The 26,217-nt window shown below is 58.2% G+C and carries 17 protein-coding genes; 8 read left to right on the top strand and 9 right to left on the bottom strand.

Features of this window, described 5'->3' with window-relative positions; genetic code table 11:
• Positions 1-8 precede the first annotated feature (8 nt).
• From ACO07N_RS28490 to ACO07N_RS28500, 3 genes are read right to left on the bottom strand one after another with little or no spacing between them, the layout of a single operon-like run.
• Positions 9-1,622 carry a 5-guanidino-2-oxopentanoate decarboxylase gene (locus ACO07N_RS28490; RefSeq protein WP_421984234.1) on the bottom strand — a complete coding sequence of 538 codons (1,614 nt, stop codon included), beginning with the start codon at positions 1,620-1,622 and terminating at the stop codon, positions 9-11.
• Positions 1,610-2,809, bottom strand: coding sequence for a pyridoxal phosphate-dependent aminotransferase (locus tag ACO07N_RS28495; protein ID WP_421984235.1), 1,200 nt, complete (start codon positions 2,807-2,809; stop codon positions 1,610-1,612). The genes ACO07N_RS28490 and ACO07N_RS28495 overlap by 13 nt, the downstream gene beginning before the upstream one ends.
• Positions 2,810-2,811: 2 nt before the next feature.
• Positions 2,812-3,468: a TetR family transcriptional regulator C-terminal domain-containing protein gene (locus tag ACO07N_RS28500; RefSeq protein ID WP_421984236.1), complete on the bottom strand. Its 657-nt coding sequence runs from the start codon at positions 3,466-3,468 to the stop codon at positions 2,812-2,814.
• 276 nt (positions 3,469-3,744) lie between these two features.
• Between ACO07N_RS28500 and ACO07N_RS28505 the strand changes: the two genes are divergently transcribed.
• The 3 genes from ACO07N_RS28505 (at position 3,745) to ACO07N_RS28515 (ending at position 9,263) form a co-directional block, all read left to right on the top strand.
• Positions 3,745-4,908, top strand: a complete 1,164-nt coding sequence (locus tag ACO07N_RS28505) for a M20 aminoacylase family protein (protein ID WP_421984237.1) — start codon at positions 3,745-3,747, stop codon at positions 4,906-4,908.
• 650 nt (positions 4,909-5,558) lie between these two features.
• Positions 5,559-6,041 carry a toxin-activating lysine-acyltransferase gene (locus tag ACO07N_RS28510; protein WP_421984238.1) on the top strand — a complete coding sequence of 161 codons (483 nt, stop codon included), beginning with the start codon at positions 5,559-5,561 and terminating at the stop codon, positions 6,039-6,041.
• A 51-nt stretch (positions 6,042-6,092) separates the two neighbouring features.
• Complete coding sequence (locus ACO07N_RS28515) at positions 6,093-9,263, top strand: hypothetical protein (protein ID WP_421984239.1); 3,171 nt, start codon at positions 6,093-6,095, stop codon at positions 9,261-9,263.
• Positions 9,264-9,331: 68 nt separating this feature from the next.
• Here ACO07N_RS28515 and ACO07N_RS28520 read toward each other — a convergent pair whose 3' ends face one another.
• Entirely contained in the window at positions 9,332-10,213 is an 882-nt protein-coding gene (locus ACO07N_RS28520; protein WP_319383264.1) for a bile acid:sodium symporter family protein, read from the bottom strand.
• 3 nt (positions 10,214-10,216) lie between these two features.
• Positions 10,217-12,040: an AMP-binding protein gene (locus ACO07N_RS28525; protein ID WP_421984240.1), complete on the bottom strand. Its 1,824-nt coding sequence runs from the start codon at positions 12,038-12,040 to the stop codon at positions 10,217-10,219.
• A 334-nt stretch (positions 12,041-12,374) separates the two neighbouring features.
• Here ACO07N_RS28525 and ACO07N_RS28530 point away from each other — a divergent pair, with 334 nt between their 5' ends.
• Complete coding sequence (locus ACO07N_RS28530; protein ID WP_421984241.1) at positions 12,375-12,605, top strand: hypothetical protein; 231 nt, start codon at positions 12,375-12,377, stop codon at positions 12,603-12,605.
• 171 nt (positions 12,606-12,776) lie between these two features.
• On the opposite strand, the gene ACO07N_RS28535 is transcribed toward ACO07N_RS28530, so the two are convergent.
• The 4 genes from ACO07N_RS28535 to ACO07N_RS28550 all read right to left on the bottom strand — a co-directional run bounded on the left by ACO07N_RS28535 (position 12,777) and on the right by ACO07N_RS28550 (position 20,193).
• A complete protein-coding gene (locus ACO07N_RS28535; protein ID WP_421984242.1) occupies positions 12,777-16,466 on the bottom strand; it encodes a hypothetical protein in 3,690 nt (1,229 codons plus the stop codon).
• Between the two features lie 296 nt (positions 16,467-16,762).
• Positions 16,763-17,233 carry a hypothetical protein gene (locus tag ACO07N_RS28540; protein WP_421984243.1) on the bottom strand — a complete coding sequence of 157 codons (471 nt, stop codon included), beginning with the start codon at positions 17,231-17,233 and terminating at the stop codon, positions 16,763-16,765.
• A gap of 880 nt (positions 17,234-18,113) precedes the next feature.
• Positions 18,114-19,214, bottom strand: a complete 1,101-nt coding sequence (locus ACO07N_RS28545; protein WP_421984244.1) for an adenylate/guanylate cyclase domain-containing protein — start codon at positions 19,212-19,214, stop codon at positions 18,114-18,116.
• 106 nt (positions 19,215-19,320) lie between these two features.
• Positions 19,321-20,193 carry a DUF4437 domain-containing protein gene (locus tag ACO07N_RS28550; protein WP_421984245.1) on the bottom strand — a complete coding sequence of 291 codons (873 nt, stop codon included), beginning with the start codon at positions 20,191-20,193 and terminating at the stop codon, positions 19,321-19,323.
• A gap of 126 nt (positions 20,194-20,319) precedes the next feature.
• On the opposite strand from ACO07N_RS28550, the gene ACO07N_RS28555 reads away from it, so the two are divergent.
• The 4 genes from ACO07N_RS28555 (at position 20,320) to ACO07N_RS28570 (ending at position 26,192) form a co-directional block, all read left to right on the top strand.
• Positions 20,320-21,231, top strand: coding sequence for a LysR family transcriptional regulator (locus ACO07N_RS28555; protein ID WP_421984246.1), 912 nt, complete (start codon positions 20,320-20,322; stop codon positions 21,229-21,231).
• Positions 21,232-21,361: 130 nt separating this feature from the next.
• Positions 21,362-21,775 (top strand): MbcA/ParS/Xre antitoxin family protein, encoded by a 414-nt coding sequence (locus ACO07N_RS28560; protein WP_421984247.1) that lies wholly within the window; start codon positions 21,362-21,364, stop codon positions 21,773-21,775.
• Positions 21,776-21,778: 3 nt separating this feature from the next.
• Entirely contained in the window at positions 21,779-22,471 is a 693-nt protein-coding gene (locus ACO07N_RS28565; RefSeq protein WP_421984248.1) for an RES family NAD+ phosphorylase, read from the top strand.
• Between the two features lie 658 nt (positions 22,472-23,129).
• Positions 23,130-26,192 carry an ATP-binding protein gene (locus tag ACO07N_RS28570; protein ID WP_421984249.1) on the top strand — a complete coding sequence of 1,021 codons (3,063 nt, stop codon included), beginning with the start codon at positions 23,130-23,132 and terminating at the stop codon, positions 26,190-26,192.
• The last annotated feature ends 25 nt before the right edge of the window (positions 26,193-26,217 follow it).

A 26,217-nucleotide genomic window follows, 5' to 3' on the forward strand; every position in this document is an offset into this window, starting at 1 on the left:
GGAGACAGCTACGCCGTCGCGCCGCGCGTGTTCGTCTCGTGGATTTCGATCAGGCCGGGTCCTTTCCGGTCCGCAAACCGCCGCAGCGCCGGGGCAAGCTCGTCAACCGCGGTCAGCCTCACGGCGGGAACGTCATAGGCTTCGGCAATCTTCAGGAAATCCGGCGCGGATGGCGTCACGCCCTCCGGCTCGATCCCGCACTCGATCATGTAGGTACCGATCTCGCCGTAACCGTCATTGTTCCAGACGAGAAAAAGGACGTTTGCCCCGCAGTCTTTCGCCGAGCCGATTTCGGCAAGCGAGAACTGGAACCCGCCGTCTCCGACAAGGCAGACGACCGGCGTATCAGGCTCTCCGAGACTTGCACCGATCGCGGACGGCGGCCCGTATCCGAGCGCACCGAAGCCGGTCGCCGCGTTGAACCAGCCTTTCGGGCGCCCGGCCTCGAAATAGAGATTGCCCGAATAGATCGCCTGGGTGGAATCGCCGACGATGACGCAGCCCGGCAGCGTGTCCCGGATCTTTTCCAGCACGCCGATCTCGGCCCGCATCTTCGGGGTGAGGCCAGACAGGACCGCCTCCCGGCACGTTCGCGCCCGCGCGGCACCGTCTCTGTCCGCGTCGCGCTCATCAAGTTCCTGCAGAAGATCATCCAGCAGCAAGTCCACGCTCGAAAGAATGCGCAGCGACGCAGCCGGACCGCGCGTGAGTTGATCCGGATCGATATCGACCCGCACGAGATCTTTCAACACCGGGAAACCTCCGTCGGAATACATGTCGAAATCCGTCGGTCCCATTTGCGTTCCGAGCGCAATCACGGTGTCGGACGCAGCGAGAAGCTCGCGCACCGCGGCAAGGCTCGGGCTTGCGGGGACGGAAAGAGGATCGCCGGCCAGCAGCCCCCGGGCGTTGACCGTGGTGACGACGGGCGCGTCGAGGCGATGAGCGAGCGCCGCGATCTGCTTGGCCGAGGCAACGGCCCCGCCTCCGCACACGATCACCGGTGCTTGCGCGCGCCGGCATTTTTCCGCGAGCGCCACAATGTCCGAGGCAGGTGCGCGCGGTCCGCTCAGTCCCGTTGCCGCAGACGCTTCCAGGTCGATGGGACGGTCCATGACATCGGTCGGGATCTCGATATGCACCGGTCCGGGCCTGCGGCCCTGCATCACCGTGAAGGCGCGTTGCATGACCGCCGGAAGATCACGCGGCTCGTGCAGCGTGTGCGTCATCCGCGAAACGCTTGCCATCGTCGCCCTTTGATCAGGCAATTCATGCAGCCAGCCTTCGCCGTGTCCGAGGCTTGCCCGCGCGTTGACGCCGGAGATCACCAGCATCGGCACGGAATCCTGGTAGGCCTGTGCCATCGCGGTGATCGCGTTGGTCACGCCCGGGCCGGTGATCAGCAGCGCGACACCGGGCTTTCCGGTCATGCGCGCATAGCCGTCCGCCATGAAACCGGCACCCTGTTCGTGGCGTGGCGTAATATGCCGGATGTTCGAAGCCGCGAGCCCCCGGTAGAGCTCCACGGTATGAACGCCCGGAATACCGAAGACGACATCGACGCCGTTGGCTTCCAGTATGTCGATCAGCGCCTCGCCGACCGTTCTTGTCACGACGCCCATTTTTGCGTTCCCTCATCATTTTCCAGCTTGTCGGCGAACGCCGCGATCCGGTCCACTGCTTCTGCAAGAACCTCGTCCGGCACGGTCAGGGACAGGCGAATGTAGTCTGCCGCCTGATCGCCGAAGGAAGCTCCGGGCATCACGGCGACCTCTGCTTCCTCGAGCAGCCGGTCCGCGAAACCGGTTCCGTCCAGTCCGCTCGCACCGACGTCGATCAGCAGGAACATGCCTGCCTCCGGCATCATCGGCCGCAAGGCAGTGTGCCCGTCGAGGCGATCCATGATCAGCGCCGCCCGACGCGCATAAAGCGCACGCATGCGCTCGGCCGTGTCGAATTCCTCCGTCAGGGCCTTGGCCGTCATGTCGGCGATGAACGGCTGCCCGCCGAACAGCATGGTTTCGGAGACCGCCAGAAGCCGCGTGCAGAACTCTTCCGGTCCGATCGCCCATCCTGAACGAAAGCCCGGCGCCGCGTGGGACTTCGAAATCGAAGACACCACGATCGTGCGGTCCGTCAGGTCCGGCAGGTCGAACGGCGACGCAAAGTCCCCGTTGAAAATCAGGTCTTCGTAGACTTCGTCGCAGACAATCCAGAGATCATGCCGTATGCACACTTCGCCGATAGCCGTAAGTTCGTCCCGTGTCAGCGTTGCCCCGGTCGGATTATGCGGCGTGTTCAGGAGCAGCACCCGGCTTTCAGGTGTCACGGCCTGTTCGAGGTCTTCGGCCTGAAGATGAAAGCCCTTCTGCGCGCGCAGAGGCACGGGCACCATCGCAGCCCCTGTCGCCGCGATCACACCTTCATAGGTCGCATAGAGCGGATCGCAGACGAGCACCGCGTCGCCGCCCTCCACGAGACCGAGCATGACGGCAAAAAGTGCGGTTTGGGTGCCAGGAAAGCACAGGATATTGCCCTCCCCGATACCCGCCTGCCTTCGTCCGTATTTTTCCACGAGGGCTTCAACGACACGCGGCTCGCCGCGCCCGTTCGAATAGCGCGTGCGTCCCGCCTTCATGGCCCGGCTGGCCTCGTTGAGCAGAGCCTCGTCGGGCGGAATATCCGGCTCGCCGATTGTCAGTTCGATGACGGGAATTCCTTTGGACGCCATCTCGCGCGCCTTCAGGTGGACGGCCCATTTGCCCGAGCCCAGGTGGGCCAGACGGTCGGTAATCGACGCGTATCGCATGGTCAGGTCTTTCGGATTGGAGGAGAAGTGTTTGCGTCCAGGCTTACTCCGCCCAACAGGGCTTCGACAGAGCGGATCGCAATGTCGGATATCGGCGTGTCGGCAAAGAGCTCACCCGCCAGCGTGCCCTCAAGCCAGAGACCGTCGATCAGACCGTTGATGGCAATGGCGAGCTCGCGGCAGCCCGCCGGATCCGGATCGCGCTCCGCTTCTTTCAGCACATCGGTCACGAGGTCCTCCAGCACGGCGCGGAAGGCGGTGTAGCTTTCCAGGTGGATTTGCGCGAACACGGGATCGACGCGGACGCGGCTGATGAACGCCGCCCACAGGGAGAGCCGCTTGGCATCGGCGACAGGTGTGCTCAGATTGGCGACGATGAACGCACGCAACCGGCCGCGCGCTGTCGCATGAACACCCTCGGCAGCCTCCATGACACCACCGATCAGGCCGGCCATCAGATCCCGATAGGCGGCATGAAGCATCTGATCCTTGCTGACGAAATAGTGGCGTATCAGTCCCTGCGTCACGCCGGCGCGGGCCGCGATTTCACGCACGGTCGCGTTTTCCAGACCGCTTTCGGCGATGCAGTCGAGGGTCGCCGCAATGAGATCCCTCCGCCGGTCAGCCTCGCTGGCACGGTGAAACGCGCGGCGGCTCATCGAAACAGACGCCCACGGCGGTGTTGCCGCACGAGAACGTGTGCATTCGAAGCGGCCGGCGCGCCTGGCGCCCTGAATGCCTGCGCACCGTCACGCGACATGGCAAACGTCCTCTGGAGTGAAAGTCCGGTTGGGGTTGATTGAGCTTATTATACGCTTGAATAACAAGCAGGCAAGTGCAAAACTGCGCGCATCGTCCTGATCACGGCCGCTTGGTGATACCAGCGAAACACGAGCCCCACCCGAAAGACCAAATCCAATTCGCAGTAGACAAACATGACCCTTCACACCCTGAACAGCGACCCGGGCCTTGTCGCGATGCGGCGCCGTCTCCATGCCATCCCGGAAATCGGCCTGTCGGAATACAAGACTTCCGATTTCGTTGCAGCGGAGCTCAGCCGGCTCGGATACGACGTGACCCGCGGTCTGGCAAAAACGGGGATCGTCGCGACCTTGCGCAATGGCGACGGCAAGCGGAGCATCGGCATCCGGGCCGATTTCGACGCCTTGCCGATCGAGGAACAAACCGGCGCGGACCATGCCAGCACCCACCCTGGTTGCATGCATGCCTGCGGCCACGACGGCCATACGGCGATGCTGCTTGGGGCCGCGGCGCTGCTCGCCGAAAGGCGCCGGTTCAACGGCACTGTTCATCTGATCTTCCAGCCGGCGGAAGAAAACTTCGGCGGCGCGAAACTGATGATGGAGGACGGTCTCTTCGACCGGTTTCCTTGCGACGCCGTCTTCGGGCTCCACAACGAACCTTCATTGCCGTTCGGAAGCTTCGCCTTCAGGGAGGGGGAAATGATGGCGGCTGCCGATGAATGCAGAATCACCATCGTCGGCAAGGGTGGGCACGGTGCCGAACCGCATCTGGCAGCAGATCCGATCGTGTGTGGCGCGAGCATCATCATGGCGCTTCAGACCATCATATCCCGCAACACGCGGGCATCGCAGCCGGCCGTCATTACCGTCGGCACATTCCATGGCGGCAATGCCAGCAACGTCATTCCCGAGCGCGCCGAGATGTGCCTGACCGTGCGCGCGCTCGATCCGGATATCCGCGACGACCTGGAAAACCGTGTGCGCACCGTCGCCGAGGGCCAGGCCGCAAGCTACGGCATGCATGTCGAGATCGACTATGAGCGCTTCTATCCGCCATTGATCAATCCGAAGGCCGAAACCGACTACATCCGCGCTTTCGCGGAGCGGTTTGCCGGTGCGGACAAGGTCCACGACATGCAGCATCCGATCATGGGCAGCGAGGATTTTTCCTATTTTCTGCAAGAAAGGCCCGGTTGCTACTTCCTGCTTGGTACGGCCAGGACGGAAAACGACCCGCCGCTGCACCATCCGCAATATGATTTCAACGACGACGCCCTGCCGATTGGAGCCGCATTCTGGACGGAGCTTGCCGAGGACTTCCTGGCGCAGGCGTGACCCCATGTCGCCGGGACAATGCCGCCCCTTCTATCGCAAGCCCCCCCGCGCAACGGCTGCAATCCCGTTTCTTTGGAGCATTCAGACCGGCCGGAGCCGATGATAGCTGATGAAGAACTCACAGACTCAATCAAAACTATAAATAATATTGAACAATTAGTGCGTATTAATAAATAATAATGAAAAAGTGATTGATATCACAAAGCAGAAAAACAAAGATATTATTTAAAAGTGATCGTAATCACAATAATTATCTTAAATTATTACTTTGTGATTTGAATCACGCTCACAGAAATAGATAATAATTCTTTAGTGACGCACGTCACTACAGATTAACCAAAAATGACCCAAGGTCACCTTGTCACGAGGCGAAGGCTCATGGAGCTGACCGGCACGTGACGGGGGCTCAGAGTTAAGTAACCGGACCGACCGTCCGGCATTTCCCCCAAGAGATTTCCTGGCCGCAACTGCGGCCTGACAGACGAATTCAGCGGCTGAAGGTCGCTGCAGTTTTGCGTGTGGTTTGAGTTGGATGCGGGCTTTGGAAAACCCGCCTCCCGAACAGAGACCGCCGGTCAGTTACGACCGCCGGAACGGATACGTGCGGCCATTTCTTAATACACGCCGCGCACAGGCAAGAGGGACGAACAATGAACGAGAATGTTGATACCCAGGAATACGGTCTGCCGGACTTCACCCTGCTTGGTGAGAGTCTCGCGCTGATGGCCCACTGCGACCTCTACCGGTCCCGCAGCATCGACCAGTTCGGTGCACTGATCCTTCCGCCGATGCGATTGGGCCAGTTCAGGATCTGGCGCCGCAACGGCGTGGCGGTCGCGCTGGCGACATGGGCCTATCTCGACGAACGCACGGAGCACGCCGTTCTGGAAGAGGACGAGCCCCTGGCCCCGGAGGACTGGGCTTGCGGAGACCGGCCCGTGGTCATGGATCTCGTCGCGCCCTTCGGCGATGGCTTTGCCGCCTCAAGGGATCTGGTCCGGACGATTTTCCCCGGCATCGCCTTCAAGGCCGTGCGCCGCTCCCCGGAAGGCGATACGCGCCGCATCGTGCAGTTTGCCGGCCTGACCGCCGACGGCGAAAAGGTTGCTCCCTCCTCCCGGATCGCAGCCTGATTTTCTAAGAAACTACTTTTTTAATAATAGCTTGGACAAGGAATTCGACCCATGGGAAGTTCATCGAGATCAATTCATCAGACCTATAAGCTCTATGGCATCAGCGTTTACAAGAATGCCGGCAGCGGCAACGACAAGCTCTATGGCTACGCCGCAAAGAACCACCTGCTCGGTGGCTCCGGCAATGACACCGTCTATGGCTATGGCGGCTGGAACAAGCTCGACGGCGGCTCGGGCAACGACCTGATCAAGGCATGGGGCGCGAGCAACTATCTCTATGGCGGATCCGGAAGCGACCGGATGTACGGCTACGGCGCCTACAACTCCATGTCCGGCGGATCGGGCAACGACTACATGTACGGCTACGGTGCGAAGAACAAGATGTGGGGCGGCTCCGGCCACGACTACATGAAAGGCACCGGCGCCTACAACTACATGAGCGGCGGCGACAACAATGACCGGATCTACGGACACGGCGCCCGCAACGAGATGTATGGCGGCAACCACGACGACAAGCTCTACGGCTACGGCGCGTCCAACAAGATGGACGGCGGTGCGCACAACGACAGGCTCTATGGCTATGGTGCGCATAACGACATGTATGGCGGCAGCGGCAACGACTATCTTGAAGGCTGGGGCGCGGTCAACAACATGCGCGGCGGCAGCGGCAACGACGTGATCAAGGGACGCGGCGCCCTCAACAACATCTACGGCGAAAGCGGCAACGACACGATCGAGGCCATCGGCGGCGTCAACAACGTTCATGGCGGCACCGGCGACGACAACATCAAGGGAATCGGCGGCACCAACGTCCTCAGGGGCAATGAAGGCAACGACACGATCACCGCGGTCGGCGGCGTCAACACCGTCTTCGGCGACGCGGGTGACGATCACATGGTCAGCGCCGGCGGTGTCAACGTCATGTTCGGCGGAACCGGCAACGACAAGATGATCGCAAGCGCCCTGCTGGCAACCAGCCAGAGCGGTGAAGCGGGCAACGACACGATGGTTGCCGTCTCCAACGCCAACCTTCAGTGGGGCGGCGAAGGCAACGACACCATGGTCGGCATCGGCAACCTCAACATCCAGTCCGGCGGCAATGGCGACGACCTGCTGCTGGCCGCCGGCCAGACCAACGTTCAACTCGGCGAAGACGGCAAGGAAAAGATGTTCGCCGTCGGCAGTCTGAACGTCCAGGTCGGTGGTGACGGTGAGGATCTGGCCGTCGCGGTCGGCAGCACCAACATCCAGTATGGCGGCAACGACGCCGACATCCTCGTTGCCGGCGGCGGTGCCAACATCCAGATCGGCGGCACCGGCAACGACTGGCTGATCGGCGCCGGCAAGGGCAACGTCCAGTTCGGTGCGGAGCTCTGGTCGACCATCCCGGACGGCGTCAACCTCGCCGGTTTCGATCTCGACGCTGCCAAGGACAAGCTGGCCGAGTACGCCAATTCCACGGGAACGGACGGCACCAACGTCATGCTGGCCGGCGGTGAGCTCAACATCCAGCTCGGCGGTTCGGAGACCGACATCGCCATCGGAGCCGGCAAGGGCAACATCCAGGCCGGCGGCGGCGGCACCGACGTTCTTCTCGGCGGCGGCAAGGGCAACCTGCAGTCCGGCGGCGACGGCACCGACCTGATGATCGGCCTCGGCCGGGTCAACGTCCAGGAAGGCGGCGACGACACCGACGTCATGATCGCCCTGGAACGCGGCAAGGATGCCGGCGTGCAGCTGCAGTTCGGCGGCGATGCGACCGACTTCATGATCACCCGCGGCGGCGATGGCGAAGCCGATCCGTTCAAGGCCTTCCTCGATCATTTCAAGGACAAGATCACCGACAAGATGAACGAGAACAAGGACGGCCAGGAAGAGGACACCGCGGAGACGGACACCACCACGACCGAGACCGAAACGGCCTCCACCGAATCCGACGACACGAAAAAGCAGAGCCTCAAGGAGAAGATGCTGGAAAACGCACCTTCGCTGAACCTGCAGTTCGGCGGTGACGGCGGCGACCTCTTCAATACCGGCGGTGATCTTGGCTTCCAGATGGGCCAGGAAGGCAACGACATCTTCCTCGGCGGCGGTTCCTTCAACTTCTCCTTCGGCGGCACCGGCGACGACCTGATGATGATGACCGGCGAAAAGACCAACTTCGTCTTCGGTCAGGACGGCGGTGACTGGCTGATCGACACCGGCGCATTCTCCGACCTGTTCTGGTCGGCCGTCTTCCCGCAGCTGCCGGACTTCGGTTCGGGTGACGGCTCAGACGCAGCGTCGCTGCTGCCCTTCGACCTGTCGGTCACCGAAACGCTGTCCGACCTCAACGGCAAGGTCGACGAGGTCAAGGACTTCCTCGATGCGGTGAACCCGCTGGACGACATTGTCGAAGCGGTCGGCGAGGTTGTCGACGAGGCCAAGGAAGCGGTCGAAGGCATTCACGACACGATCGCCTCGATCCTCGACTATTCCAGCACGCAGTATTTCGGCGGCGACGGCAACGACTTCCTGACCGGCGGCGAAGCTGGCGGGGATGCGGTCGGCGGCAAGGGCGACGACACCTACCTCTTCACCTTCGGCTCCACCGGTGAGATGGATGTCGACGAGGCCGGCCTCGACGCGGCCCGCGAACTCGGCGACTTCGTCGGCTTTGCCAGCGACAAGCTGGACGCCATCTCCGGCGGCGGTGGCGGCTCGGATGTTCTGGAACTGCGCAATGCCGGTGACATGGATGCCAGCAGCCTCCGGTTCTTCGTCGAAGGCGGCAAGGACCTTGTGATCGAGGGTGACGGCGGCAGCGTCCGCATCAAGAACATGCACGAGGAAGCCACCAAGGTGGAAACGCTCCGCATCGTCGGCGAGAACGGCACGCAGGACATCGATATCGGCGCGGCCTTCGACGACGGACTGTTCGTCTTCACCTGGGCGGACCGCTCCGGCGACACCGGCATCGAGGCGCTCGACGACTTCGAAACCAGCTTTGACGACCCGGACGCCGGCCTGATCGACTTCGACGGATATTTCGGAGCGTTCAGCGAGGAAAGCACGACCGAACAGGCCTTTGCGGCCGCCTTCGAGGGCTGGATGGACACCATCGTCGATGCCGGCTCCAGCCTGCCGCTGGTCGGCGGAGCAATCGGCACGGCGGGCGATCTCGCCGAAAGCGTCTTCGCCTTCCAGACCCCGGAAGTTCCGGACGAGTTCAGCTTCCTCTGATCCTCAACCTTGACTGACGAAGACTGTAAGCCACGCTGCCCGCGCAGCGTGGCTTTTCTATTATCCTGTTAGAGAAGGCTGTCGGCCATTTTCTGTTCCGCCGCCGTATTCGCCCTGCGGAAGATCAGCGTGACCAGTGTCGACGTGATCACGATGAACAGCGAATAGAGCGCGCCGACCGCCATGATCGGTTGCTGTTGCTCGCCCGGAAAGGTGAGCACGATGATGGCGATGCCGAGCGGCGCGTTCTGGATCCCGGTTTCCAGCGCCACGGTGCGCGCGTTGCGCGGATGCAGCTTCAGCGCCCGCGCGAACAGGTAGCCGATGGTGATGCCGAAAACCCCGAGCATGATCGCGACGAAATAGGTCGACGGCGCGGTCGTCATCAGGAACTGCCAGTTGCGCGGGATCCAGGAAATCGCGATGAACGCGATGAAGACCAGCGCCAGCACCGACCCGAAGAACTCCGTCACCGCACCCGCATTTGCATTCACCCGCCTGAGGGTCATGCCGATGGCAACCGGCACTAGCAGGATCACCAGCGTCGCGATGATGTTCTCGCGCGGGATCTCCAGATCGAGCGCCGAAGCATAGATCAAAAGAACCAGCGGGATCAGCACCACGCCGAACACGGTCGAGGTCACCGTCATCAGGACCGACAGCGCCAGGTTCCCCTTGGAGAAATAGGTGAAGATGTTCGACGTCGTCCCGCCCGGCATGCACGAGACGATCAGGAGGCCGATCGCGATCGGCGCCGGCAGCGCAAGCGCAATCGTCATCAGGAAACCGATAAGCGGCATGAAGCCGAATTGCGACACCACGCCGATGCCGAGCCCGTAGGGCCGGCGCAGCGCCAGCAGGAAATCACGGGGTGTCAGCGATGCGCCCATGCCCAGCATGATGACGAAGATCATCGCCGCCAGCAGGGCCTGTTCCAGGGGTCCGACCATGGCTCACTCCGCCTCGCTGGTGCGCAGCTCTTCCGCGCGCAGGTCTTTTCGAAGGATCTTCCCGACAATCGATTTCGGCAGCTGCTCGCGCACGGTCACGTCCTTGGGCACCTTGTAGGCCGTCAGGTGTGTCTTACAGAAGGCGCGAATATCGGCTTGCGACAGGCTCTTGTCGGTCAGGACGACGAAGGCCTTGACTGCCTCCCCGGTTGTCTCGTCCGGAACGCCGATCACCGCCGCCTCGAAAATCCCCGGATGGGATGTCAGGCAGTCCTCGACCTCGTTCGGATAGACATTGAAGCCGGATACGACGACCATGTCCTTCTTCCGGTCGACAATGGTGAAATAGCCGTCCGCGTCCATGACGCCGATATCGCCTGTCAGAAACCAGCCGTCGCGAAAGACGCCGTCCGTTTCCTCCGGCTTGTTCCAGTAGCCGGACATGACCTGCGGGCCCTTGACCGTGATCTCGCCGCGCTCGCCAGTTGGCACGACATTGCCGTCATCGTCCTCGCAGCGCATCAGCGTCGACGGCAGCGGGATGCCGATTGCCCCGTCCCGTGCCTTGCCGATCGGGTTGAAGGATAGCACCGGCGATGTCTCCGTCAGCCCGTAACCCTGCACAACAGGTCTTTGCGTCACCTCTTCCCAGCGCGCCGCCACCTCGCTCTGCAGCGCCATGCCGCCGGCGGAGGCAAATTTCAGGTATTTCGGCGGGCTGTCGCGGAACCAGAGCTCGTTGTTGAGCCCGTTGAAGAGCGTGTTCACCCCGCTCATCCAGGTGATCCTGTAGTTCTCGAAGGCTCTTTTCAGATTGCTTAAGGGTCTTGGATTGGGGATCAGGATGTTGCGCCCGCCGATCCAGTAAAACGCCAGCAAGTTCAACGTGAAGGCGAAGATGTGATACATCGGCAGCGCCGTCAGCGCGACCTCCTTGCTCCGCTCGAAGGCGGGGATCATCTCCAGCGTCTGCTCCATGTTGACAATGAGATTCCGGTGGCTGAGCATCGCGCCCTTGGCAATGCCGGTCGTGCCGCCGGTATATTGCAGGCAGGCGGTGTCCCCGGGCGCGACCTGCTGGTGATAGGCATCGACCTCGATGCGCTTTTGGCCGAGTTGCGCGCGCCCCGCGTCAAGCGCGTCCGGAAAGCGAATATGCGAGACATCGATCGGCTGCACCGAGCGGTCCCAGTATTTCTGCACCAGGCCGATGATCCCGCGCGGCAGCACGGGAAAAAACTCCGCCACCCGCGTAACGATGATATTGGGGATCGGATGGCCGCGCGTCGCTGCCGGGATCTTGTCGGCGAACATGTCGACGATCACGAGGGCTTTCGGTTCGGCGTCCTGGAACTGGCGCGCCATTTCCTCCGCCGTATAGAGCGGATTGACATTCACCAGCACGCAGCCCGCCTTCAGAATGCCGAAGGCGGCGACCGGAAAGGTCAGCCCGTTGGGCAACTGCACCGCCACCCGGTCCCCCTTCACCAGTCCCGCCACCTCGCGCAGGTAGACGGCAAAGGCATCGGACATTTCGTCCACCTGCTCGAAGGTGAGCGTGCCGTTCATGCCGTTATGCATCACGGTGGTGAACGCCGGCGCCGGGCCGAACGTGCCCGAGGCCGAGCGGATCAGGTCGGGGATCGTCCGGTAGGACGCCTCCTCGATATCCGCCCGCATCTCCGGCCCGTAAAACGCGGTCCATGGCCGCTCGTCTGTCGTCACGCTCTCCTCCAGGCCACCACCCGTCTCGCCCCCTTGCGCCGCCAGTCTCGTCCCCGTCTCGTCTTGAGCCAGCTTAACCGCACCCCCACCCCGGCGCGACACCCAGTTTCACCTGTTCACAACTGCGCGCGGACGCCGGTGCAGAGCGGAGCGGGTGGTTTGGAAATCGTAGGTAGGTCGGAAGGGGTGGATGGGTAGGGGGGATGGGTCACGCTTCTCGAAACGAATCTTGAATGCAGTACCGCAAATTCAGATGCGTTAATTTGGCAAAAAATCTGTAGTTTAATTATTTTGTCAATCACCAATAGATCTAAACACTTACCCATCTTCACAAAATTTTCCTTGAAATATCAATTATTTAACTTGTAAATTCTGTCGAAACCCCAGAATGCAATCTAGAATTGTTAAAATTACAACAACTGTGAACACCTTCGCGATGAAATGGGATGAAATCGTAGGAAACATCGGCACTACTCAGTACCGCGACCGAATTAAAGCCCTGAAAGCCGAAGGGTTAGATGTTGCGTCGATTGAGGCGACAGTTGACAGGACCGTGTGCAATCTCAAACAGAACAACTCGCGATCTTTAGTTCTATTTGGAGAACCTCAGAGCGGCAAAACCAAAATGATGATTGCTCTGAATGCAAGACTTGACCTGCTCCCCTGAAGCCACCTGATCTTCGGCGCGTCTTTTAGGAAAGTATCCACTTTGCACAATACAATGGAAATGGAGGCAACGACATTTCGGCCCACATGGGCATTGACCCAGCTACCTGATCCGGGATGCTCCAATTCGATTTAAGATTGTTCTTCCTTTTCTCGGTCGGAAATCAGCCTATCAAGGATACCAAGAAGATACATCGGCGATTGCTTCTAGAGTTTCTTCGACGGCGGCACTTCCTCCAAGACGAGTCAATGGGCTACCCTTAAGTAGGTTTCCTGCCAGATTTGGTCGGTGTCTTATGATATTCGCAAAAATGCCGTCCATTACCGCTAGGCTGAAGAGCACCAAATTGCGCGGGGCTTGTTGAGCAGCGTCTAGCCAGATTTCTATACACTTGGCAAGTTGATCACCTTCAAGATATGGCGCAATAGCGGCGCTGGCTAAGAGCCGCTCTTGGTATTCTTCATCGGATTGAAGATTTTCGATCGCGTCTAGGCCAGCCTGCTGTAACACGTCAACTTCTTCTTGCGGAAGCCTCTTTGCAAACATTAGTGGCAAAATATGTGACCATGCATCTTTAGTAGCTTGATTGGAAGTCCCCTCCATTTCCTGGACCAAATCAGCGATGTCAGTGCGCAGTTTCGGTCCAGCATCACCCGAAAAGAGACCGCGAAAGATTTCAATAAATTTCTTGGCTATTTTCTGTTCGTCGTGGTTTACGTGCTTTTCAATTGAGCGCTCGGCTAACGCTAATATTGATAGAAACTCCTTGTCGGTGTGAAAGAATGCCACTGAGGCAAGTTCGAGGAATGAGTCTCGTGCGCCCTTATTTTGGGCGAGGGCGACTGCCTCGGTTAAGTGTTTCGATCGCAATTCACCTTCGAACTCCATTGAGTAAAGAGCGAGCAAAAATGGTTGGGATTCGTCCGTCACAGTCCTTATAGCTGCCAAAGCGCTAGCTAGAAGATCTACTCGTTTATTGCCTTTAACGATCCCGGCTCCTTCTAGTGCTGCTAAAACATAAAGCGGGCGTGTTTCAGCTGTGAGGCTTACGTTGCTCTCGAGAGTATCAAACGCAACCCTTATTGCTGGCTCAGTCATCGAACCAACGGTTTTCGTCGCGAGCGCAAGCTGGCATAGTGCCCTATTAATACTGTCTCCGATTAATAATGAGGCCTCGTATGCCTGATCAACGAATTTTGTATCTTTGGCGTCGTGGAACCGAGGCAAAACTGCTGCGACGACTTTCCCTCGTGCCTCAGGATTAGAAGTGTCGTGGATTACTTCTATACAACTTTCAAGTGCATCAAATGGAATACTAGGTGCCAATTCTTCCATAAATTTGGCTACAATCAACTTATCGTCAATCTTCTTTATCATATCTAGAACAAGATAAAATTCCTTATCTTTGATACTTCTAATTAAGCCTAGCGCAATTTCAACCCTAACTGTTGCATTATTGTTGTTTTCAAGAACATAATCTAAGATCCCCATAACTTCGTCGGAATTTAGATTGTGCGACAATTCATGGATCTTTGAGCTCAACTTATAACTTGGAAAAATTTTTGTGTCTTGAATTAGTAGGCGAATGAATTGATTTAAAGGAAGCCGCTCTCCAGCCACTAATATCACTTTACCTCTATCATGATCGTCATCTATTTGTTTGATTTTCTCAAGAACTGTCAAAAAAGCACTATCAGACAGACGCGGGATGATTTCGCTTAAACCTTCCTCAATGTCTATAGGAGATTTTTTGATCAAGTAAGCGAATTTTTGGAGCAGCTCATCATCATCAGTGAGAAAACGTGACAGAGTTGCTACAATTTTGCCAGAAAAAATAAATTTAGGGCTGCTATCGAGAAAAGAAAAGACTTTCGATATAAGCTCTTCGTCCAACTTTTCTCCAACAAGTTCTATAATCTCTCGAACTTCGACTTCATGAGAGTTTGGTAATTCTTCAATAATATTTCTGAGGCGTCTTTTTGACATTTGATCGACATGGAGTCGACCAGTCAGTAGAGCAAGGATATCATACCTTGCCTCACTGAATGAAGAATTTGTCGGAGATTTGGTCGATCCGGTTGACTGTGAATTTGATTTTTCTGTTTCCCGCCTAGATTTCCGAGTAACGAGTAATTTAAGTTCCTGAAGTGAACCCTTTATCCAAGGTTCTTTCGTAGCCCAATCATCCAATTCTAGTATGATTCTATCAGGAACGAACTGGTCTTCAATTTTGGGAAGCAGATCCAGTATATCTTGGAGGGCATCCTTTCTTCCTTGAATAGAAAGGCTCGCGACAATCGACATAAGAGCTTTTGCGCGCCAGGCTGGGTTTGCTATCTCGCGCGCAGCAGCATGAGCCTCGCGTCTTAGTTCGTCGGGTAAGTGCTGAATGATTGCTGCAATAGCTTCCCCCCGATCATTATCGTTCTTGAGCTGTGCGAAATGCAGCGCTTGAACTGGAGTAAGTGACTTAAGACGGATGAATTCCGCTAAAAGCTCGTTTGGAATGCCCTTACCAATGCTTCTCAATGTGCTAAGGATTAGGGCACTCCGCACTCGGGCACCAAGACCGATCCTCGGAACTCGCAGACCGGTACGATCGTCCTTTGTTGCGCCCCGAAATGCTTGAGCCGAAAGATCAATATCTCGCGTAAAACCGAGGGTACCTCCATCTTCATATTCAATCCAAGCATTTCGCCAACCGCCTTCCAGAAGGGAACGGAAGTGCGGTAAGGCATCGCCAACAGGCAGTTGCTTTAGGTGTTGGCTAAAGTATAAAAGGGCGTAGGGCGGTGTATCTGATGGATCTAATAAATTTTTATTCAGCTCAGACAGTATAGATGACATCCATCTCAAAAATGCGTTACTTGTGCTTTTTAGTATTTTTGTATCTTCAAAGTACTCTTTGCGCAGATACTCTGACAATTTAGGGTGCGCGAGTGCATAACCTTGCTTTCCTCCCTCACCAATAATGAACCGGCTAATCGGTTCCAAAATTCTAGTCGAAAAATATCTGTTGTTTGGTGCTATAATGTTTACTAGAGCTTCTATGTCGGCTAGTCGGAGTGGGCCTTCGGCAGTAGCAAGTACGGCGAAGAGCGTGTCAATCAACTCCTCATTTATGGGTGTACCCATCGCTTGCCACTCTTTGCGTTGCTGATTTATCCAATCACGGAAATATGCACCGAAACCGGGTTCGCGTTGCGCGAGGTCCTCAGGTTTGAGTTTTTCGACACCTTCCCGGTCGGCGAGAAGGTCGTTCACATAAAGCGTGAGAAGTAGCGGATCACCTTGCTCAGTCAATCGATAGAGCTCTTCAATCACGTCGACGTTTTGGGAGAGTCGTGCTAGCGGGAAACGCATCTTATCAAGTACGTCAGCTACTCCTTGAAGTGAAAGAGGGTCTACCCGAAATGATGCTCCGCAGCTGTGAGGAGGCGTCCAGCCTAGAACGCTTAGCCAATCGGCGGACCCCTTGTGTCCAGCAAGTTCACGAGCCGAAATCACAATACGGAGATTATCGGCAGGACTGCTTGGAAGAATGGTTGTGTCAATACTCCATCCCCGCGCCTCATCAAGGCCATCAATTACAATGAGACATGGTATTTTTTCTTTTTCTATGCGTCCCAGGTATTCGATAGTCTTTTCGCGATAATAGACTGCGGGATCGGAGCGTGGTTGAGGTAGTTCCTCTCCAACAATCTCCGCAAGTCGAGCCCCAAGAGCGTTATAGAATGTTGATTCGAGGTTTGTCTGATACCGGATGCTTATGGGCACAAAGACAAGGTGAAGATCAGTTTTCAGCTGGTCGATCCACCGAACCAGGAGAGCTGTTTTTCCGCGACCGGCCGGTGCGGTCATAAGAAGGTTATTACTGGACGCGTCATTCTCGAGAATTGTATTATGTCCCGATCTAACTGCGTCTGTACGGGATATACCGTCGGTCCGAAGCCACCAATTGAGATCCTCGATTTCGTTACAGCGCCCTCCAAAGGGAACCGGTCGCGTATCCGATCCCAAATAACCTAAAATAAACTTTTCGATCGATGAACTTAACGAGATCGCCTTAAGCGAGATACCAAAGCGAATGTTAATATCACGCCCAGCGTTAGCCGTTGTTATATTGACGGCAGATGATGACGTCGCACCATCCGCCGTTATTTCTTTGGGTCGTTGTAGCCCTTTGACCTACTAACGATATTGTCTGCGATGAAGTCCTGTCCGATGTTTACTTCTTCAGCCTGCATAATCTGACCGATTGAATCGATATTAGTTAGTTTCATATCTCTTGCTACTTTGAGAGACTGAAAATCAAAGAGTGGTGCCGCCTTTGCGTCTTTTTTCAACTCTGATACTGCGTCAAGGACCGCTATGGCGAGGCCCTGCAGCTCTTGGTCGGTGTCGGCTCCAGTCTCATTCAAACGTTTTGCGAGGACGGCTTGCTCAAGTTTGTCGTTTGGATCTTTCTCGATATTTTGGGTGGCTATAGTCGCTGGTTCATACCTTTGAACGATTATGCTTTTCAGCGCGCTGTAGGAGTCTTTGATCGCCGATGTGGCAACATCCTTTGAAGCGGCGACTGCACCCGCAACGATTGCTGCCACAATACTGGTTATGACTGGTTCCATCATTCGCTCCATAGTGTTTCGCGATCTTCGCTCTCATTACAAAACTTTTGAGAAATAATTTCCCTCGTAAATTGCATGAACAAAAAATATATCCGTCGTCATCGAAATTGCACGCGGTTTTTGAGAGTGAGCAGCGGAGAGAAATTTTTTTAAGTCAAACGCAACAAGACGGAACACTGTTTTGGAATCGGAGCTTCCCCGCTGTGTTGGAAGCGGTTTTTATTGGAAAGGAGACTTTTTTCACATCGAGAACAAGGAACTCAGCGCTTTGTCCGGACCATTCAAGTGAAGATCCATTCACGCTTCTTTCTGATGTTTTGGTGCAGGCAAAGGCCTGGCAGCGGACGGGCTGCTTCTGGCATTCTGAATGGCCAATGCGGTCGTGCACGCAATCGTGCGGCAACCTAGCTTAGACCAGCGGAGACCTATGGTCCGACATCTCCGAACTGGCCACTTCCGGCGCGCACCGGTCATTTTTTCGATTGCTGCTAGGGCCTAGAGTGAGTCCAATCGAGGCCTTTAATTGATATCACAATCACGAAGGCTCGATTCATATTGAGCGAAAAGGTTTGCCCTGATGTGGCCACGCTGCCCAATGAGTCTTGTTGTCGATTTTGAGTTCCAGGAGAGTACTTCAGCCGTCCTTCGCCATGTATGCTGCGCAATTCGAGCAAAGGCTAGAATCGGACAATCCTCCGGCATCGACACCTAAGCCAAGGATCGCACTTTGGATACGATCAGCTGCGTCGATGGCATCAGAATCGCTCAGTGCATAATGATCGCTAGCGGCCTCGGCGAAGCCGTAGGGGTCGATTATCTCGGTCCGGCAGCACGCGCATTTGTCCTCTATGCCCAGTGCTTGCGCATAAAGGCGGAAGCGTTACTCGCCACCCCATCCTTCGAGGTTTTCAATCAGTTCGTTGGTGGTGCCAGGAAGCTCGGCCAGCATCTCACGCTGGGCGATCGCGTCGACCTCGTCAAAATCCCGCTTGGCTTGTGCGCGGACGTGGCTGATCGCCTGCTGTTCGCCGCCCGCAAGGGAATAAAGCACCGCTAGCGAGAAGGTCTCATGATCGATGTGGAGCGGCAGCCTTTCGCTGTAGACAGCATTGAGCTTGTCGCGGAGGTCCTGCGGCGGCAGTCTTTCGGAAATCGAGGTGAAGTCGACCATGTCCGCGAACAGCACCGCCACGGGGCGGTTGCCGGGTTCGTCCGGCTGCCAGCGGCCTTCGGCAAACTCCCGCACGATGTTGGGAGAAAAGTAGCGCGACAGCATGGCCCGCTGCGCTTCCGCCGCCACCTGCCGGCGCACCAGCGCCCGCGAGCGCACCACCACGATGGTGAGAATGACGGAGATCAGCACGAGGAACACGACCTGGTTGGAGAGCCGCGCAAGACCGACGGCATTCGGATCAAGCACCTTGGCAAGCGCCGCCGCCGCCCCCATGCCCTCATCAAGCACGTCGCCGGAGGTGAACGGGATCGCGTCCGGACGGGTCGCGACCCACAGATAGCCGAGCGTCCAGGTGGCCGCTGCCGCCAGCCCGGTCCAAATGACCAGCGCGGGCTTGTAGCTGAGTGCCATGCTGACCACGAACACCCCGAGATAGAGGAATGCCGGCGTCCTGAGGTTCATCTGCTGCGTCCAGCCCTCGAAATCGAACGGGGTCGGCACAATCAGCACAAAACTCAGCGCCGCCGCATCCAGCAGGACGAAGCCCGGGAGCAGCCACGTATGCGCCGCATACCGGTGCCGCAGCGCATAAGGCACGGTGCCCAGAACCGCGAAGGCCGTGATCGCGGCAAGATAGAGCTGCGCACGCTCGAAGGGGAGCGTGAGAGACACCCAGGCAGCCAGGATCAGGAGAACCGCGCTCCGCCCCCAGAAGACATAGGCGAGCCCGGGCGCCTCCTCGCGCGCAATCGCCTCGCTCACGGATCGGGACGTCATCGGCGGGCGCGCGACTGGAAAAAACCACATCTGTCAGTCCCTTCGCGACCCCCGCTGCGATATCGGCGATGAAAGAGCGCGGGACGCGCAGCCTGGGCCGGCGTCCCGCTTCATGGATCAGGAATTATGCTCCGCATCAGGAGCGCGAAACGTCGTATTTGCCCTCGGCGCTCATGTAGAAGACGCACGCCTCCGGCCCGCTGCAGGTCACGTCATGCGCGGTTGCGGACCCGGAGCCGAAATAGCTGCCCGGGTCGAGCGGCGTGACCTCGGATGCACCAGGGACCTGATGGCTCGCGGCACCGCTGATGACGACGGCCCGCAGCCGGGCACCGCTGCCGGTAATCGTGCCCTCGAACCCGGCCGGCAGTTTCAGGAAGGTGCCGTTTTTCCCGGTGTTTGACGGATCCCCCCACAGGAATGCCATTTTCGGCCGGTCCGCGCCTTCGGCTGCCCCCGGCGCGTCGACCCAGGCGACATCCGCCGCGTCGATCCACACGATGTTGCCGGCTGCGACATTCACCGGAAACTCGCCATTGGCGAAGGCCCGGTCCTTGGGCTGAACGAGATACGGCCCCTCCTGGATCTCGAGGAAGGCAGTCGACAATCCGGCATCCTCGCGCGCGGCGGTGATGTGGGTCGCCCCGGCGGGCTGGGTCCAGAACGAGCCCGGCCCCATCCACATGGGTTCGGCGGCCGGGTCGTCATTGTGAACCGCACCGCTGATCACGACGGCCCGGTAGGTGATGTTGTGAATATGCGGCGGCGAGCTGAAGCCCGGCTTGAACCGGATGAGGGTTCCGGTCGGAACGTCTTCGCGGATGTCGCCCCACAAGACGCCCGCCTGCGGGCCGGCATCGCCGCGCGCCGGGTTCAAAGGCTGGAAGGTGACGTCCGAACTCGGCACCACTTCGAGAGCGCCTGGGGCTTGCGGGTTCTGGGACGCCGCCGGCCAGGCGGCAAGCGCAACGGCGGTTGACAAGGCGAGGACGAGGCTGGAGAGGCGCATCTTGAAACTCCCGGGTCTTGGCGCGGCGCGCGGGGCGCTGTTCTGTCTGTCTCGCCCTTTAAATAAGCTTCGCTTTTCGCTAATAATCGAGCGGATATCAAAATTACTATTTGGAAAAACAAAAGAATGCCTCTCGACCTGAAATCGCTGGAACTGTTCGTGCGCGTGGCCGCGCTCGGCGCGATCGGCAAGGCCGGGGCGGAGTTCGGCCTGTCCGCGACAGCGGCGACCCAGCGCCTGCAATCCCTGGAGGCGGCGGTCGGGACGCAGCTGTTTCACCGCACCACCCGGGCGGTGTCCCTGTCGACGGACGGCGAGATTTTCCTGGCCCATGCCAAGCGCATTCTGGGCGATGTCGAAGAAGCGCTTGCGGACATCCGGCCTGATCCGCGCGACATCAAGGGCGAGCTGCGCATTGCCTGTTCGGCCTCCTTCGGCCGCCTGCATATTGCACCGCACGTGACGGAGTTCCTCGACAGTCACCCCGGCGTGTCGCTCCAGCTCGCCATGAGCGACAGCGTCATCGATATCGTGGAACAGGGCTTCGACATGGCCATCCGCATCGGCGCGCTGGCGCCCTCGACGCTCAAGGCGCGCAAGCTGGCCGTCAGCCCGCGGATCCTTGTCGCCGCGCCCTCCTATCTTGAAACAAACGGCGTGCCCTCCGCCCTGGACGACCTGAAACAGCACAACTGCCTTGCCCGCGAGGACATGCGCACCTGGTCGCTGAGCGCGCCCGACGGCACGCTGCACGATGTCAGGACCAACGGCAACTTTTCCTCAACCAGCGCCGAGGCGATCACGGAAGCCGCGCTTTCAGGACTTGGCATCGCGCGCAAATGCACCTGGGAGATCGCCGGACACCTGGCAGCCGGAACGCTTGTGCCGGTCCTGGAGGACTACGCCGTCGCACCGTTCTGGCAGGTCTTCGCCGTCCGCCCGCCCTCCCGCCTGCCCCCGGCACGCGTGCGCGCGTTCACCGACTTTCTGGAGGCAAGGTTCAGGAAGGTTCCGGCGCTGTGCGGCGAACAACCCTAAGCCGCGTTCGCAAGTCCCTACGTCCCGGGTGCAAATTTAAGGAAAACAGGCGCATTTCCCTTGAAACGGCACATTTCAATTGTCATTTGAAACTAAAGGTGTATTTTTATGCCAAATGAGGAAAGGCGAAATGAACTTACAGCCCATAACCCCGACACCGGCACAAACGCAAAACCCGGTCATCACAGACGATGAAGCCGGCGCCCTGGCACGTGCAACGGTGAACCTGTTCAAGCTATGGGGTTTGAGTGACGCCCAGTCCCGGACATTGCTGGGCGACATGTCCCAAAGCACATGGAACCGCTGGAAGCGCGGTGACATTGGCCGGGTAGACCGGGATCGCAAGATGCGTATGGCGCACCTGATGGGCATTCACAAAGGGATACGCCACCTCTTCAGCGACCCGCAGCGAGGTTATGCCTGGGTGAAAAAAGACAACGCCGCATTCGAGGGTAAATCCGCCCTTGATGTCATGTTGCGCGGTGAAATGTCAGATCTTGAGACCATGCGTCAATGGCTGAACGCAGAACGTGGCGTATGGTAATCGATGCCTCACATCCGGCGCGTAACGTGGGCGCGGACATTCCGCATTATCCGTTCCATCCATCCACCCATTGATCTGTTTGAAGACATTGCAGATCCGAAAGACTGGGAAGCGCTTGCCTCGGTAGAAGCCAAGACAAACCCCCGTGTGCGCGGAGAAATCGGAGACCTGGGCAAAGTCCCGGTTCATCGCCGTGTGGCAGGCCCCGGTGCCAGCTATGTCATGGCCCCGTTTGTTCATTGCTCTCCGCTCTGGCCGGGACGTTTTTCGAACGGCAATTACGGGGTCTACTACGCAGGGAATTCCGAGGAAGTCGCACTCGCCGAAACCATCCACCATCATTCAAAATTCATGGCGTCGACACATGAGGATGCGGGATGGACATCGCAATTCCGCCTGTTGATCGGGGCTATTGACGCTGACCTGACAGATGTGAACGATTTGCCGGACGTCCTGCATGTCTCCGATTATAGCCACTCACAGAAGGTCGGCGCAGAGATCAGAGACGCTGGCGGCAATGGCCTTGTCTGGAACAGTGTCCGCTGTCCGGCTGGAGAATGTATCGGCGCATTCTGGCCCGATGTCGTTTCGATCCCCGTACAGACGTCCCATTTCAGTTACCACTGGAACGGCGTCCGCGTGGATTTCATCAAACGCCTTGATACGGGTGACGTGCTGGAAGTGACTGACGCGTGAATGATCCCGGATATCGCGATATGTCGAGAAACGCATTCCCTACAGCCGCTGAAGCGTCAATCGGCTGGTCCATCGCCTCCGGTGCACCAGCCTTCTTGTGCGACCGAACCGCCAAACTTGGCCACGCGCCTTCCCGTTTCCGGAGCGATTTGGCGCAAGCCAGGCCCAAAAGGTCCGAAGAGCTCGAACAAAATTCTGACCTGAAAAGGAAAAAACGAGAAAATGGTGGGCCCGGAGGGACTCGAACTCTGAGTTATTTAATATATATTTCAATTGGTTAACTATGATTTAGCTTTCGATTTTACTCAAAAACTACTCGGTTTTACTCAGTTTTGAACCGTGTTTCCCGCCTGGCGAAGATTTTGCACCAACAATCAAGAGAGTCCAATTGCTAGCACTTACGCCAAGTCCTTCTTTGATAGCAAAGATAGCGGGTTTCAATGCAGGTATGCCAAGATAAAAAAGACATTGCGTCATCAAGCTGTCACTGTGCAAAGGGTCACGTGTGAATGACTGGTTGCTTCAATTCAACCTTGCTAACGCATCCCCGTCACGTCGGCTCAGGTAGTACATCCTATTGCAATTGCCATTGACTTGTGAAAACTGTAGGTAGTGAATTTGACGCTGGGTGATGCAACCGTCATTCTAGGTGTTAGCGATGGCACTTCATGATGTCTCAGATTGGCTTGAAAGTATTGGCCTCGGTCGGTACGCGCCGTTGTTTCGTGAACAGGAGATTGATCATGAGGCATTGCTTCAGCTGAACGAAGCAGATCTGAAAGGACTTGGACTTCCACTTGGGCCGCGCCGCTTGATATTATCAAGACTTTCACAAAATTCCAGGGCCATCAACGGTTCTACTGGCTTTCGGCAGGCGAGCAATGATGTCACGATCGACACTACGATCAGCGCTAATCCCCTGCCTGCATCCGCGGAGCGGCGGCGTATCGCAATAGCCTTCTTTGACATGGTAGACTCCACGCCGCTTGCCGTCCGGCTCGACCCGGAAGAGCTGCTTGACGTTACGCAACGTTTTCTGGAACGGGTTCGCACGGCAATTCTGCGCTACGATGGCTATGTTGCCCGGTACCTGGGCGATGGCATCCTGGCTTTCTTTGGCTGGCCTGAAGCGTTCGAGGATCAGGCGGAGCGCGCGGCGCGGGCCGCTCTTGACAGCGTTGCCGCCGTGCGTGCACTGCAGTTCGAAAGCGGATTGCAGCTCGATGTCCGGGTCGGTATCGCGACCGGCTTGGTCGTCGTGGGGGACCATGGTCATCGTGGCTCAGACGTGTCTGGAGACACACCGAACCGTGCCCAGCGACTGCAGAGCATGGCATCACCCGGACAGATCGTGATCGACCGGGCAACTCAGGTTGCGTGCGCCTCCAACATCGCCACGCAGTCGCTCGGCAGCATGAGTGCCAAGGGGTTCCCGGAACCACTTGCCGTGTGGACCGTCGATGGTGTTGCACGCACCGGGGAAATGGACGAAAGCTCCCCCGATACGCTGACCCCCTTTGTCGGACGAGAGCATGAGTTCGGAATGCTCCAGGACCGGTGGGAGACTGTGAAGTCCGGCGAAGGTCAGCTGATGCTGCTGACGGGGGAAGCGGGCATCGGCAAGTCCCGGCTCGTAAAAATGCTGCAGTCCCACCTGGCGGGCGAGGCACATACGCTCGTCCGGCTGCAATGTGTCGACTATCAGGTCGGAAGCGCGTTTTATCCGATCGCACAGTTCTTCCGGGATTTGGCGCAAATCACCACCGGGGACGATGACGCCGAACAACGCCGGAAGCTTGAAGCGTCAACGCTTGAGAAATTCGCCGCAACCCCGAAAGACATCGATTTGATTGCCCAGCTCGTCTTGCGGGTTGATCCGCGCGTCAGCCTGTCCTTCACCAGCGCGGATGACGCCTATGATCAGGTCGTCGACGCCATAATCGGCCTGGTTCACAGAGCAGCCGCGGCAGGTCCGCTCCTGATCGTGGTGGAGGATGCCCACTGGATCGATCCGAGCACCGAAGACGTCTTGCGGGAATTGGCATCGTGCCTGGATGGTTTGCCGATCATGCTGCTCGTTGCAAAGCGTCCGGGCTGGCAGTTTCCCGGTCCAGTTCACACCCCGCCAACGGAAATTACGCTCAATCGCGTCACCCGGGATCAGGCTCTGGAGATCGCCGCGGCGAATGGCGGCGACGGCCTGGGCCGCTCGCTCGTCCGGGCAATCGTGGAGCGCGCCGGCGGTGTTCCCCTGTATGTGGAAGAATTGACCAAGGCGATGGTCCAGTCGCCGGACAAGCAGGAACTGCCCGACTCGGTGCAGTCCCTGTTCGTTGCGCGCCTCGATTCCCTCGGCCAGGACAAGGAACTCGCTCAGGTCCTGTCCGTCCTCGGCCGGTCTTTCGACCGGCGGTTCATCGAGGCCGTCAACGACAATGCCGATCTTGACGAAAGCCTGCAGCGCATTGAGACGTCCGGCCTTGTGGTTCGTCAGGGCAGCGGCGCCAAGGCCGTCTACGGCTTCAAGCATGCGCTGATCCAGGAAGTCGCATACGAAACACTCCTCCTTAGCGCGCGCCGGCAGGTACACAGCCGGGTTGCTGACGTCTTGCTGACGGACTTTGCCGATGTTGCCAAACGCCAGCCCGAGATTGCCGCGCTGCATTTGTCGCGGTCCGAACGTCACGAAGAGGCAGCGGCTTGTTTTCTGGAGGCGGGCCAGCGGTTCGCCTCGCATTCAGCCCACATTGAAGCGGTGGAGCAGTACAAGGGCGGCCTGCGGTCACTGGGCATGACACCGCAAACACAGACCCGCGACGGTGCCGAGCTTGACCTGCGCATTGGACTGGGCGCCTCGCTTCTCATGAAGGAGGGATGGTCGGCACCGGAGGTGGAGGAGAATTACGACGTCGCGCTCAAGCTGAGCCGTCACACGTCGGACAACCGCAAGCTTTTCGTGGCACTCCGCGGTCAGGCCAACGTGCATTTCCTCAAGGGCGAGTTGCGAAAGACGCGCAGTATTGTCGAGCAGCTGATTGCGATGGCCGAGGATGACCGAAGCGAGGACCTTCTCATCGAGGCATACCGGTCAAACGGCATGTGCTCCGTCCACGAAGCCGAGTTTGAACGTGCGGTCGAATATCTGACCCGCGCGCACGACATTTACGACCCGGTCCGCCACGCAGGCCTGAAGTTCACCTATGGCACGGATCCCGGCGTTGTCGGCATGTCCGGGCTTTCCTGGGCACACTGGCTCATGGGGAACCATGAGACGGCCGAGTCCTATCGGGACCGCGCCGTTGCGCTCGGAAAGGAGCTCGATCACCCCTTCAGCCTGATCTACGCCGAGGGGTTTGCGGCCTGCCTTGCCCAATTCAAGCAGGATGCGGCGCTTGCCATGACGCATGCTGAGAGCGTGATCAGCATGTCCGAGGAGCATGACTATCCTTACTGGACCGGCTGGGGCCGCCTCGTCAGGGGTTGGGCGATCGCGGTTCAAGGCGACCGGTCGGCCGGTCTCGCCGAACTCGCTGAGGGCATCGCAACCTACAGCAGCACCGGCGCGACGCAAATTCTGCCTTATGCAGCATTTCTTGTGAGGAATGCCGGTCTGAAGCTCGGCCGGTCTGCAGACAGTCCGTCGGACACGGATGAAAGTGGCGCCATCTACACCGACCGATCGGAAAGCAGGTTTTTCCAGGCGCTCAAGATTGGCGGTTGACCTAGCCCGGCTGCGGCGGATAACT

Source organism: Roseibium sp. (assembly GCF_965229775.1).
In the GTDB taxonomy this organism is placed as follows: Bacteria; Pseudomonadota; Alphaproteobacteria; order Rhizobiales; family Stappiaceae; genus Roseibium.